This is a genomic window from Altererythrobacter rubellus, from assembly GCF_030284385.1.
Classification (GTDB): Bacteria; Pseudomonadota; Alphaproteobacteria; order Sphingomonadales; family Sphingomonadaceae; genus Erythrobacter; species Erythrobacter rubellus.
The window spans coordinates 1,915,893-1,932,812 of record NZ_CP127221.1 but is presented as its reverse complement, the minus strand read 5'-3'; the positions used below and the strand labels follow the sequence as shown (position 1 = coordinate 1,932,812).

At 57.8% G+C, this 16,920-nt stretch carries 20 protein-coding genes and 1 tRNA gene; 19 read left to right on the top strand and 2 right to left on the bottom strand.

Annotation, left to right across the window (positions count from 1 at the left end):
• Nucleotides 1-51 precede the first annotated feature (51 nt).
• From pyrH to rpmE, 10 genes are all read left to right on the top strand, one after another.
• Complete coding sequence (gene pyrH / locus QQX03_RS09680; protein ID WP_285975534.1) at nucleotides 52-774, top strand: UMP kinase; 723 nt, start codon at nucleotides 52-54, stop codon at nucleotides 772-774.
• 3 nt (nucleotides 775-777) lie between these two features.
• Complete coding sequence (gene frr / locus QQX03_RS09675; RefSeq protein ID WP_285975533.1) at nucleotides 778-1,335, top strand: ribosome recycling factor; 558 nt, start codon at nucleotides 778-780, stop codon at nucleotides 1,333-1,335.
• A 24-nt stretch (nucleotides 1,336-1,359) separates the two neighbouring features.
• Nucleotides 1,360-2,055, top strand: a complete 696-nt coding sequence (gene uppS, locus QQX03_RS09670; RefSeq protein WP_285975532.1) for a polyprenyl diphosphate synthase — start codon at nucleotides 1,360-1,362, stop codon at nucleotides 2,053-2,055.
• Entirely contained in the window at nucleotides 2,042-2,722 is a 681-nt protein-coding gene (locus tag QQX03_RS09665) for a phosphatidate cytidylyltransferase (RefSeq protein ID WP_285975531.1), read from the top strand. The genes uppS and QQX03_RS09665 overlap by 14 nt, the downstream gene beginning before the upstream one ends.
• Nucleotides 2,719-3,873: a 1-deoxy-D-xylulose-5-phosphate reductoisomerase gene (dxr, locus tag QQX03_RS09660; RefSeq protein ID WP_285975530.1), complete on the top strand. Its 1,155-nt coding sequence runs from the start codon at nucleotides 2,719-2,721 to the stop codon at nucleotides 3,871-3,873. Before QQX03_RS09665 ends, dxr begins: the two co-directional genes overlap by 4 nt.
• Nucleotide 3,874: 1 nt before the next feature.
• A complete protein-coding gene (rseP, locus tag QQX03_RS09655; protein ID WP_432762819.1) occupies nucleotides 3,875-5,005 on the top strand; it encodes an RIP metalloprotease RseP in 1,131 nt (376 codons plus the stop codon).
• Nucleotides 5,006-5,161: 156 nt separating this feature from the next.
• Nucleotides 5,162-7,852: an outer membrane protein assembly factor BamA gene (gene bamA, locus QQX03_RS09650; protein WP_285975529.1), complete on the top strand. Its 2,691-nt coding sequence runs from the start codon at nucleotides 5,162-5,164 to the stop codon at nucleotides 7,850-7,852.
• Nucleotides 7,852-8,544, top strand: a complete 693-nt coding sequence (locus QQX03_RS09645; RefSeq protein ID WP_285975528.1) for an OmpH family outer membrane protein — start codon at nucleotides 7,852-7,854, stop codon at nucleotides 8,542-8,544. The genes bamA and QQX03_RS09645 overlap by 1 nt, the downstream gene beginning before the upstream one ends.
• Nucleotides 8,545-8,569: 25 nt before the next feature.
• A complete protein-coding gene (fabZ, locus tag QQX03_RS09640; protein WP_285975527.1) occupies nucleotides 8,570-9,034 on the top strand; it encodes a 3-hydroxyacyl-ACP dehydratase FabZ in 465 nt (154 codons plus the stop codon).
• A gap of 106 nt (nucleotides 9,035-9,140) precedes the next feature.
• Entirely contained in the window at nucleotides 9,141-9,365 is a 225-nt protein-coding gene (rpmE, locus tag QQX03_RS09635; RefSeq protein WP_285975526.1) for a 50S ribosomal protein L31, read from the top strand.
• A gap of 110 nt (nucleotides 9,366-9,475) precedes the next feature.
• On the opposite strand, the gene QQX03_RS09630 is transcribed toward rpmE, so the two are convergent.
• Nucleotides 9,476-9,589, bottom strand: coding sequence for a TraR/DksA family transcriptional regulator (locus tag QQX03_RS09630; RefSeq protein WP_285975525.1), 114 nt, complete (start codon nucleotides 9,587-9,589; stop codon nucleotides 9,476-9,478).
• A gap of 202 nt (nucleotides 9,590-9,791) precedes the next feature.
• A complete protein-coding gene (locus QQX03_RS09625) occupies nucleotides 9,792-10,424 on the bottom strand; it encodes a prolyl hydroxylase family protein (protein ID WP_285975524.1) in 633 nt (210 codons plus the stop codon).
• A 205-nt stretch (nucleotides 10,425-10,629) separates the two neighbouring features.
• On the opposite strand from QQX03_RS09625, the gene QQX03_RS09620 reads away from it, so the two are divergent.
• The 9 genes from QQX03_RS09620 to QQX03_RS09580 all read left to right on the top strand — a co-directional run bounded on the left by QQX03_RS09620 (nucleotide 10,630) and on the right by QQX03_RS09580 (nucleotide 16,843).
• Nucleotides 10,630-10,706: transfer RNA gene (locus QQX03_RS09620), tRNA-His, on the top strand.
• Between the two features lie 50 nt (nucleotides 10,707-10,756).
• Nucleotides 10,757-11,788, top strand: coding sequence for a Leu/Phe/Val dehydrogenase (locus QQX03_RS09615; RefSeq protein ID WP_285975523.1), 1,032 nt, complete (start codon nucleotides 10,757-10,759; stop codon nucleotides 11,786-11,788).
• An 81-nt stretch (nucleotides 11,789-11,869) separates the two neighbouring features.
• Nucleotides 11,870-12,592: a heme ABC transporter permease CcmC gene (gene ccmC, locus QQX03_RS09610; RefSeq protein WP_285975522.1), complete on the top strand. Its 723-nt coding sequence runs from the start codon at nucleotides 11,870-11,872 to the stop codon at nucleotides 12,590-12,592.
• The gene (locus QQX03_RS09605) at nucleotides 12,592-12,732 is read left to right on the top strand and encodes a hypothetical protein (RefSeq protein WP_285975521.1); all 141 of its coding nucleotides are present in this window, start codon (nucleotides 12,592-12,594) and stop codon (nucleotides 12,730-12,732) included. Before ccmC ends, QQX03_RS09605 begins: the two co-directional genes overlap by 1 nt.
• A complete protein-coding gene (ccmE, locus tag QQX03_RS09600; protein ID WP_285975520.1) occupies nucleotides 12,729-13,193 on the top strand; it encodes a cytochrome c maturation protein CcmE in 465 nt (154 codons plus the stop codon). Before QQX03_RS09605 ends, ccmE begins: the two co-directional genes overlap by 4 nt.
• Nucleotides 13,194-13,195: 2 nt before the next feature.
• Nucleotides 13,196-15,187, top strand: a complete 1,992-nt coding sequence (locus tag QQX03_RS09595; RefSeq protein ID WP_285975519.1) for a heme lyase CcmF/NrfE family subunit — start codon at nucleotides 13,196-13,198, stop codon at nucleotides 15,185-15,187.
• Complete coding sequence (locus QQX03_RS09590; RefSeq protein WP_285975518.1) at nucleotides 15,187-15,711, top strand: DsbE family thiol:disulfide interchange protein; 525 nt, start codon at nucleotides 15,187-15,189, stop codon at nucleotides 15,709-15,711. Before QQX03_RS09595 ends, QQX03_RS09590 begins: the two co-directional genes overlap by 1 nt.
• The gene (locus QQX03_RS09585; RefSeq protein ID WP_285975517.1) at nucleotides 15,708-16,154 is read left to right on the top strand and encodes a cytochrome c-type biogenesis protein; all 447 of its coding nucleotides are present in this window, start codon (nucleotides 15,708-15,710) and stop codon (nucleotides 16,152-16,154) included. The genes QQX03_RS09590 and QQX03_RS09585 overlap by 4 nt, the downstream gene beginning before the upstream one ends.
• Nucleotides 16,155-16,192: 38 nt before the next feature.
• Nucleotides 16,193-16,843, top strand: a complete 651-nt coding sequence (locus QQX03_RS09580) for a tetratricopeptide repeat protein (RefSeq protein ID WP_285975516.1) — start codon at nucleotides 16,193-16,195, stop codon at nucleotides 16,841-16,843.
• The last annotated feature ends 77 nt before the right edge of the window (nucleotides 16,844-16,920 follow it).

Below are 16,920 nucleotides of genomic sequence, written 5' to 3'. Positions count from 1 at the left end.
GGCGGCTAAGGCCCTTCGCAATTCAATCCATACTTGGGAGCGGGACCGACCATGAGCCTACCACCTGTCAAACGCATTCTCCTGAAGCTCTCGGGCGAAGTGCTGATGGGCGAACAGGAATACGGGATTGATCCTGCCTATGTTGCGCGCCTGGCCGAAGAGGTGAAGGCGGCCAAGGATACCGGGCTAGAGATATGTCTGGTAATCGGCGGCGGTAATATTTTCCGCGGGGTGGCCGGCGCGGCCAAGGGCCTGGATCGCACCACCGGCGACTACATGGGCATGCTCGCGACGGTTATGAACGCGTTGGCGATGCAGAACGCTTTGGAGCAAGCCGGCGTGCAGACCCGCGTGCAGTCAGCAATCCCGATGAGCAGCGTTTGCGAGCCTTACATTCGTCGGCGCGCGGAACGCCATCTAGAGAAGGGGCGGATCGTGATTTTCGCCGCAGGCACAGGCAATCCTTTCTTCACGACTGATACCGGCGCAGCATTGCGTGCTGCCGAGATGAACTGTGATGCGCTGCTCAAAGGTACCAGCGTGGACGGGGTCTATGACAGCGATCCGAAGCAAAATCCCGATGCCACGCGTTTTGACACGATCAGCTATGACCGGGTGTTGGCAGACAATCTCAAGGTGATGGACGCCACTGCAGTCGCCCTGTGCCGCGAGAATTCCATTCCGATCGTCGTTTTCTCGATCCGCGAAAAGGGCAATGTTGCCCGCGTGCTCGAAGGAAACGGCGTACAGACAATCGTACAAGAGGAAGCCTGAAACATGCCGCAATATGAAAAGGCAGATATCGAACGCCGGATGAATGGCGCAGTGGAATCGCTGAAGAGTGATCTGGGCGGTTTGCGCACCGGTCGTGCGAACACCAGCCTGCTCGATCCGGTTGTCGCCGAAGTTTACGGCGCGATGATGCCAATCTCGCAAGTAGCGACGGTGTCGGCTCCAGAGCCACGCATGCTAAGCGTTCAGGTGTGGGACAAGTCGAACGTCAGCGCGGTTGAGAAAGGTATTGCCAAGGCAAACCTCGGCCTCAATCCGATGACTGACGGCCAGACAATCCGTCTACCGATGCCGGACCTGACCGAGGAACGCCGCAAGGATCTGGCCAAGCTGGCCGGCGAATATGGCGAAAAGGGCAAGATCGCTGTGCGCAATGTTCGCCGCGACGGCATGGAATCGCTTAAGGCTGACGAGAAGAAGAAGGAAATCTCGGAAGACGAACGCAAGCGTCTGGAAGACGAGGTCCAGAAGATGACCGATAGCCATATCGCGGATATTGATGCGGCGGTTGAGAAGAAGGTTCAGGAAATTCTGACTCAGTGAGATCGGGGTAGCCGGAGGGGATCGATGGGCGAGACGCCCTCTAAGGATGCGAGCCGCGCACGTCACGTCGCCATCATCATGGATGGCAATGGGCGCTGGGCGAGAAAGCGCGCCTTACCGCGATCGATGGGGCACAAAAGCGGCGTAGAGGCCGTGCGAAAGCTTGTGCGCAGCCTCAATAGTTCCGGGCTCGATTGCTTGACGCTTTATGCCTTCAGCAGCGAGAACTGGAAACGGTCAGAAGACGAAGTCGACGACCTGATGAATTTGATGCGCAAGTTCATCAAGTCGGATTTACCCGAATTCATCGAGAATGGCGTCCGGCTGAAAATTATCGGCGATTGGCAAGGGCTTGAGCCCGATATCGTCCAAATGCTCGAAGATGCACTAGAACAGACCAGAGCGGGTACACATACGGTTGCAGTGGCACTCAACTATGGCTCGCAGCAAGAAATCGCGCGCGCAGCGACCAAAGCTGCGTCAATTGGCGAAGTGAACGAGCGGACTATTGCTGCGCATCTTGATACGGCTGATTTGCCGCCTCTCGATCTGCTGATCCGGACCAGTGGCGAAATCCGACTGTCGAATTTCCTGCTGTGGCAATCGGCCTATGCCGAAATGTTGTTCGTGGACACGCTGTGGCCGGATTTCACGCCGGAGATGCTGCAAACTGCGCTGGACGATTTCGCGCAAAGGGAGCGACGCTTTGGCGGACGCTGAGACACCTAAGAAGAAATCCGACCTGCCGGTGCGGTTCGCCTCGGCTGTGGTGATGCTGGCGGTGGCAGGTACGGCGCTGTGGCTGGGTGGTTTCTGGTTTGACCTGTTCGCGCTGATTGTCGCGGTCCTCTGCGTCAGCGAATTCGGGCGACTGGTGATGCTGGCATTCGAGGGTAGGGGATCTCGCCTGATCGCTCTCGTGCTGGGCGGGCTTTATGTCGGCACGGCCGCATATGCATTGGTGAGCCTGCCAATAGCAGTTGTGGTGGGAATACTTGCGGTCGTTATCGCTACCGATGTCGGTGCGTATTTCAGCGGGGGCTCGATCGGCGGACCCAAGATCGCACCGAAGATCAGTCCTTCCAAAACATGGGCTGGCCTAGGTGGCGGAATGCTGGCGGCAGGACTTGTCTCAGCCGGATTTTTCGCTTGGAACAGCGGCGATAGCTCCCTTCGGACAATGATGTTTATCGCATTTGCAATCGGCGCATTGCTTGCGGTGGTCGCCCAATCGGGTGATTTCTTTGAGAGCTGGCTCAAGAGGCGCGCAGGGGTGAAGGACTCGTCCAACCTCATTCCCGGTCATGGCGGTGTGTTTGATCGTGTGGATGGCTTGCTACCTGTCGCAATTGTGAGCATCGCACTGTGGGCGGTGCATCCGGCATGACCCGCTCGATCTCGATTCTTGGAGCAACGGGTTCGGTGGGCGAGCAGACGCTCGACTTGATCCGTCGCAATCCTGACGAATGGCAAGTTGAGGCGCTGACTGCGAATTGCTCCGCGAAACAGCTGGCCACGTTCGCGCGCGAATTCAGCGCGAAGATCGCCGTGGTCAGCGACGAAAGCTGCTTGCCTGAATTGCGCGAGGCTCTTGTCGGGACAGATATCGAAGCGGCTGGTGGCCGTGCGGCGCTTTGCGAAGCGGCAAGCCGCCCGGTCGATATCACCGTTGCTGCGATCGTCGGCTGCGCGGGGCTGGCGCCGGTTATGGCCGCAATCGAGCAAGGCGGCACGCTCGCTCTGGCGAACAAGGAAGCGCTGGTTTCGGCCGGCGACGTCATGACGGCAGCGGTTGCCAAACATGGCCCGACACTGCTGCCCGTCGATAGCGAGCACAATGCGATCTTCCAGTGTTTGCAAGGCAATGACATTGCCGATGTCGCGCGGATCACGCTGACTGCCAGCGGAGGCCCGCTGCGCACCTGGTCACTGGACCAACTGAGGGCTGCAACCCCTGCTCAGGCCATCGCGCATCCCAATTGGGATATGGGCGCGAAGATAAGCGTCGACAGCGCCACCATGATGAACAAGGGTCTGGAGTATATCGAGGCGCATCATCTTTTTCCGGTGGGCCTGGACCGTTTGAAAATCGTGGTGCACCCGCAAAGCGTGATCCATTCCATGGTCGAATACCGTGACAAGTCCACGCTGGCGCAATTGGGCCCGTCCGATATGCGTGTGCCGATTGCTTCTTGCCTCGCATGGCCAAGGCGTATGGACACACCGATGGAATCGCTCGACCTGGCGGCAATCGGTGAACTCAGCTTCTTCGCACCCGACGAAGCGCGCTTTCCTGCTACGAGATTGGCGCGCGAGGCCATCGAAGCGGGCGCGGGCGCTCCTGCCACGCTGAATGCCGCCAATGAAGTAGCCGTTGCGGCGTTTCTGGCGGGTCAGATCGGGTTCATGGACATTACGGCAGTGGTGGAAAGCACACTAAACCGCTATAGCGCGCCAGCGCCGCAAACCCTCGATGACGTGCTAAATGTTGATCGAGAGGCAAGATCGGCTGCGACTGCGCAACTGGAGACCGCGTAACTTGTTCGAATCCCCGCCTTTCTGGATGTATATCGCCGGTTTCCTGCTGGTGTTGGGTCCGCTAGTTACAGTGCACGAACTGGGTCACTATCTGGTTGGCCGCTGGTTTGGCGTCGGCGCCGATGCGTTTTCGATCGGCTTCGGTCGGGAGCTGTTTGGCTGGACTGACAAGCGCGGCACGCGCTGGAAAGTCGCGGCCATCCCGCTCGGTGGCTATGTCCAGTTCAAAGGCGATATGAACCCTGCTAGCATTCCGGATCCCAAGGCGCCGGTTCACTCGGATTCTTTCCAGTCGCAGTCATTGTGGAAACGTGCGCTGATTGTGTTTGCAGGCCCTGCGACCAATCTGATCGTGGCCATAGGCATCTTCTTTGCGTTCTTCGCGATCAGTGGACAGCCAACAGTCACATTTCCCGACGATTCCACTATGATCAGCCGTTTTGCGGAAGAATCCGCCGCGCACGATGCGGGCGTTGAAGTGGGTGACCGGATCATTGCAATAGACGGGCAGGCAATTGGTGATTTCCAGGAGTTGATCGACCAGGTTGCGCTATTCCCGAACCGGCAGATCGAATTGACCGTTGAACGGGCTGATCAAACTCTGACGCTGCCGGTTACAATTGGCAGCGCTGTCGAGGAAGATCGCTTTGGCAATCAGATGACGCTTGGCCGACTGGGTGTATTCCGCCCTGACAACGGCATTCCGGAAGTAACGTATGAGCGGCTGGGCGTGACCGAGGCCTTGCCCGCCGCGCTTTCCTACACATGGAACACATTCGAGATGATGATGCTGGGTTTAAAGCAGATCATCGTCGGGGACCGTTCGGTGCAGGAGCTGGGCGGCCCAATCAAGATAGCAAAGTACTCCGGCGAGCAGTTGAGCCTCGGTCTGCTGGCATTTGTCAATTTCGCCGCTTTGATCTCGCTTAATTTGGCATTCATTAACCTGCTGCCAATCCCCGCGCTGGATGGTGGGCATCTGGCATTCTATGCGGCTGAGGCCGTTAGGAAGAAGCCGGTTGGACCGCAAGCGACCGAATGGGCGTACCGCACGGGGATAGCAATCGTGCTGATGCTGATGGTGGTTGTGACATTCAATGACCTCGTGTCGCTGCCGATATTCGGGAGTTAGTCGGGGAAAGGGGCCGGTAAGGCGGCAGTTGGTAGGTTCTCCTGCTTGATTGCCAACCGCGCATCGGGCAGAGGCGAAAGGGAATTGCCTCAACCTGGAGATCGGGCCCTGGGGGCGACGCTTGAAGGTTTAGAGTTGGACGGGAAATTTGCGAATATGAGTGGACGTATCAAAGCGGGCGATTGCCGTAGGAAGCCCGCTGCCGGTCTCGCGACTCTTTTGTTGTGCGGAACTGTGCTGGCCGGTGTGCCGGTCGCAGCATTTGCACAAACAGCCCCTGCAGAAGCGGAGCCAGAGCAGGTCACAGCACCAGAGCTGGTCGACAATACGATCCGCACCATCAGCGTGGTCGGCGCTGAGCGTTTGGAAGCGCAAACGATCCTCAGCTACATTCGTTTGCGTGTTGGGCAGGAATACACTTCGGCCGGCGCTGACGCGGCGCTGAAAGATTTGGGCGCGACCGAGCTGTTCTCCAATTTCTCGATTCGCAACGATGGCGGTAATGTCGTGATCGAAGTGACAGAGAACCCGGTCATTAACCGGATAATCCTGGAGGGTAATCGCCGCCTCAAGAACGACAAGATCCTGCCTGAGATAAAGCTCTCGCCGCGCCAGATTTTCACCCGCTCAAAGGTTCGTGCAGATGTTGCGCGTATTATCGAGCTGTACAAGAGGCAGGGCCGGTTCGCCGCGACGGTTGAACCTCAAATGGTCACGCTGCCTCAGAACCGTGTCGATATCGTCTTCGAGATCACGGAAGGGCCCAAGTCCAAGGTTCGCCAGATCAACATCATCGGTAACGAGCAATTCTCTGACGGAGAGCTGCGCGGTGCGATGGTAACTAAGCAGTCGCGCTGGCACCGTTTCTTCAGCTCAAACACCAGCTATGACCCGGACCGGCTGGCATTCGACCAGCAACAGCTACGCGCGTTCTACCTCGAGAACGGCTATGCCGATTTCCGCGTCGTTTCCGCGGTTGCGGAGCTGACGCCGGACAAAGAGGACTTCATCATCACTTACGTGGTGGAAGAAGGCGAGCGGTACAAATTCGGCGAAGTGACCGTTGAAAGCCAGCTGCGCGACTTTGATGGCGAACGGATGCAAAGCGGCCTGCCGATGCAGACGGGCGATTGGTACGACGCGAAACAGATCGAAGACACGGTCGAACAGATTACCGAGCTCGCTGGTACCTTCGGCTATGCCTTTGCCGATGTGCAGCCACGCTTCGACAGAAGCCGCGAAGACCTGACCATGAACGTCAACTTCGTGATCCGCGAAGCTCCGCGCGTCTATGTCGAGCGTGTGGACGTAAACGGTAACACGCTGACGCAGGACAAGGTGGTTCGCCGTGAATTCCGTATTTCGGAAGGCGATGCGTTCAACTCGCTGCAGGTCGCGCGTACGACCGCTCGAATTAACTCGCTGGGCTATTTTCAGGAAAACTTCGAAGTTAACCAGGCAGAGGGCAGCCAGCCCGACCGGATTGTTCTGGAAGCGAATGTGCAAGAGCAACCAACCGGCGAGCTTCAGCTGTCGGCCGGCTATTCTTCGCTAGAGCGCTTCATTCTTGCAGCTTCGGTTCGTCAGCGGAACTTCCGCGGCCGTGGTCAGACGGTTGGCTTCAGCGTCAACTGGTCCCGTTTCAGCCGGTCCGCGTCAATCAGTTTCCAAGAACCGTACTTGTTTGACCGCAACATTTCAGCGGGTGTCGATATCTACCGGCGCGAGTTCAACAGCTTCAACTTCCGAAGCCGTGACCGCAACCGTACGTTCGAACAATCGACAACCGGCTTTTCGCTTCGTGCAGGTGTGCCGATCACAGAATATATGTCGTTCATTGCCAGCTACACGCTGAACTTTGACGATATCACGCTGGACCAGAATACATTCTTTTCCGACTTCGACGGCGACGGCATACGCACTTGTGAGCCCTTGTTTGCAGGCCGTTTCCTGTGTGACGCGATCGGCAAACGTACCAGTTCGATCCTGGGTGCGAACGTGGTTTACAGCACGCTCGATAGCCGCTTGCGTCCAACGCGCGGTGAGAACGTCAGCTTCTCGACCGAGTTGGCTGGACTGGGCGGCAATGTGAAATATGTTCGAGTGCGCGGCACAGCGTCCAAATATTGGCCGGTAGGTGCAGGGTTCATCTTCTCGGTCTCTGCCGAAGGTGGTGCGATCAACGCATTGGAAGACAGCAATCGCCCCGGCTTCGATGATGTCATTCTGACCGATCGTTTCCAGCTGGGTGAACCGCGTTTCCGCGGGTTTGATATTCGCGGTGTGGGCCCGCGTGTTATCCGTCAGCCTTATATCGATGATGGCGAAGGCGGTGTTATCCCGTTGACTGAACGAAATCAGGTTGTTGATGATGCGCTAGGCGGTCGTGCTTACTACCTCGGTCGTGCAGAGCTCGAACTTCCACTGGGTACAGGCGCGCGTGAGTTGGGCCTGCGTCCTTCCATCTTCATGGATGTTGGTGCTCTTTTCGCTGTCACCAAGCCAATCCTTCAGGACAACCCCAATGGCATTCAGCAGCGCGACGGCGATGGTAATCTCCTTTATCTTGAGGTTATTACCGATGCCAACGGCAATCCCTCAACTGTATTCAGCAGCAATGCTATCGCCGCCGACGGCGTAACTGCCAACGCACCGTCGATTATTCAGAACAGCCGCTTCCGTGAGGTATTCCTCGGCGATTCAATTTCGCCGCGTGTCTCGATCGGCATCGGCGTCAACTGGAATTCACCCTTCGGTCCGTTCCGGATCGACTTCGCTCGTGTGCTGAGAAGTCAGCCCGGTGATGATACCAAACGCTTCACGTTCAACGTAGGAACTCAATTCTAATGAAACTCTTCGCATCATTGCTTGCAGCAGCGAGCATTTCGACCGCAGCCGCCATGGCTGTGCCTGCAACGGCTCAGGTTCAAGGTAATATGGCCACTGTGAACCTGCCAGCTGCAGTTATCAATTCCAATGCATTCGTAACTGCCTATCAGCAGATTGCGGTTACTTATAAGCCGCAGATCGACACGATCCAGGCGCGTCAGCAGGAAGGCCAAACTTTGCTGCAACAGCTTGACACTAACAGCGATGGCCAGCTGGACGAAGCCGAACAGCAGGCGGCGCAAGGGAGCGCACAGCAAACCCGCCTTCAGGCGATCGATCAGGAAGTCACGCAGTTGACCGACCAGATCGAAGCAGCGCGGGTTTACGCTGTCGAGCAAATCCTGATTCAGTATCGTCCGGCGCTCGAGCAGGTGGTTCAGCAGTTGAATGTTCAAGTAGTTCTGTCCCCTGAAACGGTCATTTATGCACCGCCGCAGGCAAACATCACGCAGCAGGTTACTGCCGCGCTGAATACAAACGTGCCTTCGGTTGCGATTGTGCCGCCGCAAAACTGGCGCCCAAGCCGCAATGTTGTGGCTGTCTATCAGCAGATCCAGCAGACTCTGGCCGCCGCTCAGGCTATCCAGGCTCAGCAGCAGGCTGCTCAGGCGCAGCAACAGGCGAATACGCAGGCCCCAAGCGGCCGCTAAGCGACAGACAACTGGGGGCAGGGCCATGAGTGACGCAAACGGCGATACGCCATACGACATTCACAAGATTTTGAAGGCTCTGCCGCACCGTTACCCTTTGCTTTTAGTGGATCGCGTGCGCTCGATCGAACTGGGTGATAGAATTCATGCGGTGAAGGCTGTGTCTTTCAACGAGGAGTTCTTTCAAGGGCATTTTCCCGGCGCACCGATAATGCCGGGCGTGTTGCAGATCGAAGCTCTGGCTCAGGCTGCAGCGATCCTCGGGGTCGAGACGCTAGAGCTGGCGGGCACGGGCAAACTGGTTTTTTTCATGGGTATTGACGGGGCTAAGTTCCGTTCGCCGGTGACGCCGGGATGCCTGCTCGATCTTGAGGTTCAATTCCTGCAGAAACGCAGCCGGGTCTATAAGTTCAAAGGGCGCGCCAGCGTTGAAGGCAAGACCACCACGGAATGTGAATTTACTGCGATGATCGCCGATCCACCGAGTTGATGGGCAGAATCGCTTGATTTTTGGGCAGCGCACCTCTATCCGCGCGCCTTTCCCAGAATACAGCACCGCCGGTCGGTACCGGCGCAAGCTATAAAGGATATTTGAGATGAAAGCCGAAGGGCACCCAGACTACCACATGATCACGGTCAAGATGACCGATGGCACAGAATTCCAGACACGCTCGACTTGGGGCAAAGAAGGCGACACGCTCGCGCTCGAAATCGACCCGACCAGCCACCCGGCATGGACCGGCGGCAAGCAGCAGATTCAAGAAGGCGGCCGTGTGGCAGCGTTCAACAAGCGCTTCGGCGGGCTTTCCCTTAAGAAGTAAAGGGCGCTTAAAAAATAAGCGGCTTCACAAGTTTTCCGACCCCAATCCGTTGGCATGCCGGATAGAGAAGGCGGTCCATAGGGCCGCCTTTTTCGCATTTGGCGCGGGCGCTAGGCGCAATCGATACACCGTGTCGCGATCGGCCGCGCTTCGAGCCGTTCGCGGCGGATGTCCTTTCCGCATTTGGAGCAAGTTCCGTATGTGCCGTTCTCGATCCTGAGCAACGCCAGCCTGATCTGCTGGATTTCCGCACGCAGAACGTCGTCGACTCCTTCGAGCGCCTCGTCATCTGCCAGATCAACCGCTTACTCACTCCAGTCAGCATCAAGCGGATGACGCAAATCATCTTCGATCACTTCTGTTCGCTCTAGCAAGTCATCAAGCCGCTTGCGCAGCTTCTCTGCCATATCCGTGTAGTCGCTCATTCTAACCCCACTCCTTCTCCCGATACCATTTGGTTATCACATATTTCACGCCCTTGCGGACTTTCATACCGTGATGGAGCGTATTCGGGTTCACGCTGCCGTCCGGGCGGCGGTTATTCCAGCAGAGCAGTTTGCCTGCCTCCGGCTGAAATGTTTTGCCTACCGTCTTGAAGCGTGTAGCTCCTCCGGCGACGACTTCATTGAGATAGATCATGAAAGTCCAGGTTCTTTGCCCGGCGACTGAACAGAACTTGTGAAAGTCCAGACCGTCGGGCGCGAAATAGTCAGTATGTGCTTTAAATTCCTGTCCCACGGCATAGCGTTGGCCTTGTACCGGCTCTCCATGCGCAGGATCGATGCCGTTCAACTCTAACAGCATGGCTTCCAACCGTTGCACCGCAGGTTCGCTCGCTGAAAGATCACAAGTCTCACTGGTGCGGAAATAGCTGTCACCATTATCGTCAGCGATGGTGCTGGGACGGCGGCCTGCATCTATCAGTGCGATCAGCTCTTCGCACAGCTCAGCGGAAAGAAAGTCCCGGCACTGAAACAGCTCTATCTTGGCGGAGGGCGCGCGCTGCATGCCCGCCTTTGCCAAGAGTCGATCGGTAGAAGATTCGCCCGGTCCCGCCATGGATTGCACGATAGGCATTTGGGCGGCCCAGCGAAAGCGCGAAATAATCTTGCGTTCAACAGGGAAATGCGCAGTTTTCGCTTCCCAAATGGGCCGAGCTATGCAACAGGCTCGCCCCCGTTGAGGCCGGTCTTGACCATCCGGCCACAAAGCTTATCAGCCCCGCTTGCGCGGCTCGACTTGCGAATGTGAGGCGGGGCATATGGCGATCGTAGCTCAGTTGGTTAGAGCGCCGGTTTGTGGTACCGGAGGTCGGGGGTTCGAGACCCCTCGATCGCCCCATTTCTCCTCTTCAGCGCGATTGTGAAGCTGCCCGAGACAAGGATGGGCAAATGACGGCTTTCTGGAATGAATCCGATTTTGATGATCACGAACAAGTTGTGTTCGTGCGCGACGCAGCATCGGGCCTGTCCGGTATTATTGCCATTCACTCGACACATCTTGGCCCGGCGGCGGGCGGCACGCGGTTCTGGCACTATGCCGATCCTGCCTCTGGCATGCGCGATGCGCTGCGCCTCAGCCGCGGTATGAGCTATAAGAACGCTATGGCCGGCCTACCTGCCGGTGGCGGTAAAGCCGTGATCCTGGCTGATGCCAACCGCACCAAGACGCCGGAAATGTTGGCAGCATTTGCGCGCGCGGTGGAAGGTCTGGGCGGAAAATACATTACCGCGCAAGATGTCGGCATGTCTCAGGATGACATGGTCAGCCTGTCTCAGCACACATCGCACGTGGCGGGCCTTCCCGGCCAGGGCGGCGATCCGGGGCCATATACAGCCCGCGGAGTGTATTTGGGCATCAAAGCAGCGGCAAAGCGCGCGCTTGGTACAGATGACCTCAAAGGGGTGCGTGTCGCCGTTCAAGGGGTAGGTAGCGTTGGCGGCGGAATGGCGCGTTATCTTGCGGAAGACGGCGCGCAGTTGATTCTTTCGGACGTGAATCACGGCCGCGCTGCCGCTCTGGCAGAGGAGCTTGGCGCAACTATAGCGGGCACTGACGAGATCCTTGGCATAGAAGCCGATATCGTCAGCCCGAACGCTTTGGGAGCGATCCTGAACGAGCGATCTATCGATGGGCTCAAGGCCAAAGTCGTTGCAGGCGGTGCTAACAATCAGTTGGCGACAGGAACCGAAGGAAAGCTGCTGCAAGAGCGCGGTATCCTCTACGCGCCCGATTATGTCATCAACGCAGGTGGGATCATCAACGTTCTGCGCCACATCGACAACGCCGGTGATGGCGAGATCAATGCACGGATTGATCGCATCCCCCACCGCCTTGAACAAGTGTGGCAAGAGAGCGAGAGCACTGGCGAAACGCCGGACGTGGTGGCGGACAAGATGGCGCAGCGCTTGATCGGGCGTTGAACGAAACGGGACTTGAAAATTTGCAGCCTTGCAAGGAGCGAGAGGCACTGTAATACCCTCTCCTAAAGGACCTCTTCGTTAATGCACGGCTTTGCCAATCCGACCCGTTTTCTCAAGCTAGCAGCCTGGCTAACCCCGCTTTTGCTGCTGAGCGGGTTGGTCATGGTGGCAATCAGCCTGGTTTGGGGCTTGTACTATGTCCCGCCTGACCGCTTGATGGGCGAAACGGTGCGCATTCTATTCATCCACGTGCCGAGCGCCTGGCTCGGGATGGGTGGTTGGACGGCCATTGCAATTAGCAGCCTTGTCTATCTGGTCTGGAAGCATCCACTGGCCGCGATTTCAGCGCGCGCTGCGGCTGTCCCGGGAATGGTCTTCACGGCGATTTGTTTGGCCACCGGCTCGATATGGGGGCGCCCAACATGGGGTACGTGGTGGGAATGGGATGGTCGGCTTACCAGTATGCTAGTGCTGCTGTTTCTCTACTTCGGCTATATCGCGCTTTCGCAAGCCGTCGCGCGCGAGGGCGTGTCGCCGAGAATTGCCGCGATCTTCGGGCTTGTCGGCGCGATCAATATTCCGATTATCAATCGCTCGGTCGTGTGGTGGAACTCGCTGCATCAACCTGCGAGCATTTCCATCGGGAAAAGCGCGATTGATCCCACGTTTCTTGTGCCTTTGGCGTTCGCAGTGGTGGGCTTCTCGTTGTTATTTGGCGGCGTGGTGCTGGCGCGGATGCGCGCATTGCTGGCAGACTTTCAAGCCGAAGTCCGCCTTCGACGCATGGCGCTGGAGATTGCGTAATGTATGAGGCGCTCAATCAATGGGACTTTGTTGTCGCTGCCTATGCTGTGGGCATTGCGGGAACGCTTGGCATGGTCGCTTGGGCCTGGTGGGACATGCGCCGCGCAGAGGCAATACGTGATAAGGTGAAGCGCAAATGAGCGGCATCAAACCCAAACATCAGCGATTAGTGCTGGTGAGCTTTGCGATGGTGGCGATTGTCGCTGCCGGATTGCTCGCCGCATGGGCGCTGCGCAATCAAGCGAACTATTTCTATCTGCCTGACCAGATGATGGCTGACCCGCCCGCGGTCGGACAAGCCGTTCGGCTTGGCGGGATGGTCGCTGAAGGTTCGATCGAGAAGCAGCCTGATGGGATCACCATTTCATTTGTTGTGACTGACCAGGGCGACGCACGCGTTCCGGTAATGTACAAAGGCATTCTGCCCGACCTTTTCGTCGAAAATTCCGGAGTGGTCGCAGAGGGCAGTCTGGATGCCAAGGGCGTGTTCATTGCGGACAATTTGCTTGCCAAGCATGATGAGAACTACGTCCCGCGCGAGCTTCAGGAAATGTCCGAACATCAAAATGCCTACCGGCCCGAAGATACGGTGGTCGATTAAGAATGAGCGCTGAGCTTGGCCTAGCCGCACTGTGGATGTCCGCCGCGCTTGCGATCCTGCAGCTGGTGGGCGGAGCGATTGCGCAACGCAATCCGGATGCACCGTTGGCGGCCTTGGTCAGGCCGGCCGCGATCTTGCAGGGTTTCCTTGCAGTTTTTAGTTTTGCGATGCTGCTGTGGGTGTTCGCGATTACAGACCTGTCGGTAAAGCTGGTCGCGACCAATTCTCATTCTATGAAGCCGATGATGTTCAAGCTGTCTGGCGCTTGGGGTAATCACGAAGGCTCGATGCTGCTGTGGGTCACGGTCATGGCACTGGCAGGGGCTCTGATTGCGTGGCTGGAACGGCGCTTGCCTGAAAAGACCATGCTGGCAACGCTTGCCTCGCAAGGGTTTGTTGCCATTGGGTTTTATGCGTTTCTGTTGTTGAGTTCGAACCCGTTTGAGCGGCTCGCAACACCTGCCGTCGAGGGGAATGGACTAAATCCATTGTTGCAAGACATCGGCTTGGCTTTCCACCCACCTACGCTCTACATGGGCTATGTCGGACTGTCGGTCGCGTTCAGCTTTGCGGTGGGCGCGCTGCTGACACGTCAGGTAAACCCGGAATTTGCACGCGTAATGCGCCCATGGGTGCTGGGTGCGTGGGTGTTTCTCACCCTGGGTATCACAGCCGGATCATATTGGGCTTATTACGAGCTTGGCTGGGGTGGCTGGTGGTTCTGGGATCCGGTCGAGAACGCTTCACTAATGCCTTGGCTCGCTGCGACCGCTTTGCTGCATTCGGCCAGCGTTCTGGCCGCTCGCGATGCTTTACGTGCCTGGACGATCATGCTGGGCGTTGTGGCGTTCTCCATGTCGATGTTGGGTACATTTCTTGTGCGCTCGGGCATCCTGACCAGCGTTCATGCCTTCGCTGTCGATCCTGAACGCGGGTCATTTATCCTCGCTCTCTTGTGCCTTTACATCGGCGGTGCGTTGCTGCTGTTTGCCTTGCGCGCGGGCAGCGTTTCAGAGGGCCAGCGTTTCGCTCTGGTCAGCCGCGAGGGCGCACTGGTGTTCAACAATGTGATGCTGTCTGCGATCCTCGGAATTGTGTTGCTTGGGACGCTTTACCCGCTTCTTACGGAAGCATTTGATGTGCGTGTGTCTGTCGGCCCGCCCTATTTCAATCCGGTCGGCGCGATCTTCACCATTCCGATGCTGGCGGTGATGGCCGTTGGCCCGATGCTGCGCTGGCGCGAAGACAATATTGATCGCATCAAATTGCCGATCGCTATTGTCACGGTTCTTGTCGTTACGGCTGCACTGGCAATCGTGCTGTTCACATCCGATATCGGCGTACTGCCGCTGCTGGGTCTGGCGTTCGCTGTGGGCTTGGGCGTGGCGAGCTTCATGCCGTTGCGCGGGCGCAATCTCCTGCGCGTCCCCTTAGCGACATGGGGCATGGTCATTGCGCATTTCGGCATTGCAGTTGCCCTGCTGGGAATGGCGAGTGAAAGCGCATTTACGGATGAGAAGCTGGTTGCGGTCGCACCGGGCGAAGCGACACAGCTTTCAGGCTTCACCATCACATTGGAAAGTGTCGACCCGATCGCCGGGCCAAATTGGACAGCGGTGGAAGCGCGGATCACGGCGCAGCGCGGCGATGGAGCGCCTGTAGTTCTCAACCCTCAGTCGCGCCATTTCTGGGCACCTGTTCAGCAGACTACGGAAAGCGCGTTGCTGACGCGTTGGGATGGGCAGCTTTATGCGGTGGTGGGCGCGCCGTCTCCGGACGGAAGATGGCAATTGCGGCTGTGGTGGAAGCCGCTGGTCACGCTGATCTGGTACGGCGGGTTGCTGATTGCTTTGGGCGGTACGCTTTCAATCATCGGGCGTCTTTCCAGCGATATCCGGCGCCGCCAAAGGCTTGCCCGCGAAGCTGACGAGCGTGCCGATATGGCGGCGCTTCGCGTTGAAAATGGTGCGGCACCGGCAGGAGGGCCAGCGTAATGCGTTGGACATTATGGGTCCCGTTAATGCTGTTTGCGTTCTTCGTGGGCGTTGCGGGATATCAACTGTTTCAGCCCAAAGACGAATTCATTCCATCGACCATGATCGGGCGGGCCTTGCCAGAATTCGAGCTGCCAGCGGCGAGCGAGACCCGCCCTGGTGTGACCACTGCCGATTTCAAGGACGGAAAGCCCAAGCTTCTCAATATCTGGGCCAGTTGGTGCTTGCCGTGTATTGCGGAAGCTCCGCATCTGGAAAGCCTCAAGGAAGAAGGCGTCGAGATTATCGGTGTGGCCATTCGTGACAAGCGTGAAGACGTAGATGAATTTCTTGCGACCCACGGCAATCCATATACCCGCATTGGCGCAGATGAAATCTCCGCAGTACAACTCGAAATCGGTTCGTCCGGAGTGCCTGAGACCTTCGTGATAGACGGGGAAGGCAATATCATTCACCAGCACATTGGCGATGTTCGCGCGCGCGATGTCCGGCGATTGTTGGAAATCCTGGAGGACGCATCGTGAAGCGCGTGCTGCCACTTCTCGCAATAGTCAGCCTTTCGCTGCCATTGGCGGCGCAGGATGACTTGCCGCCTGCGCCCTATGCCTACACACAGTTGGAAGACCCCGCGCAGGAAGCCGAGGCGGTCGCGCTGATGGAATCCCTGCGTTGCCTGAAATGCCAAAGCCAGTCGATTGCAGACAGCGATGCCCCAATGGCGGGCGATATGCGCCATCAGGTGCGCACACGAATCGCGGCGGGTCAGGAACCCGAAGAAATCCGCCAGTGGTTGATCGATCGCTATGGTGACTATGTCAGCTATGCGCCGCGTGTGACGAGTTCGACTTGGCCTTTGTTCGCAATCCCCCTGCTGCTCTTGCTAGTCGCAGGCGCAATTCTGTGGCGGCGGATCGGCCGTAAATCGGTCGGCGGACTGGACCAGATTCTCGACGAGGGCGATGATTGATGGCCTGGATGCCCATTTTACTGCTTGGTATAGCCGCGATGTTGACTGCAATTCTGGTCTTGCGGCTGCCGAAGCAAGGTTGGATGTTGTTCGCGGCGGTGCTGATATTCGGCCTGGCCGGATATGGAACGTTCGGCTCTCCAGGAAAGCCCGCAGCACCCAAGGCGGCAGGCGCAGAGCAAATGCGCTCAGGCGAGCAACTGGTGCAAGCGCGGCGTAGCCTATTCGATGATGGTTCGCCGCCTCCGAGCCATCTGGTGACGTCAGATGGTTATGCGCGCCAAGGCCGGTATGAGGAAGCGGCTGGTTTCTTGCGCAATGCGATTAAGGATTATCCTAATGACGCAGAAACCTGGCTCGCATTGGCGATTGCTTTGGTCGAACATGCTGAGGGTCAGGTAACGCCGCCCGCAATTGCCGCGTTCAGCAAGGCGCAGGAAGCCTTCCCGGAGCATCCCGGCGCGGGCTATTTTCTGGGTATGGCGTTTCTGCGATCAGGACAGCCAGAAGATGCGCGGCGCGTGTGGGCCGAACTGCTGGAGCGCAGCCCGGAAGATGCGCCCTGGCGGCAAGATCTGGAGTTTCGCTTGGCCGGATTGGACCAGTTGATAGCGCAAATGGACAGCATGCGGCGTATGATGGAAGCGCAAGATGCCGCTGAACAACGCGCGCAGGTGGTCGAAGAGTAGCGCGCAGCGGCTTGCAGGGGGCGAAGCGCAGTGCTAAGCGCCGCCGCCTTGTGCCACAGGGGGCATGTTCGGGATCG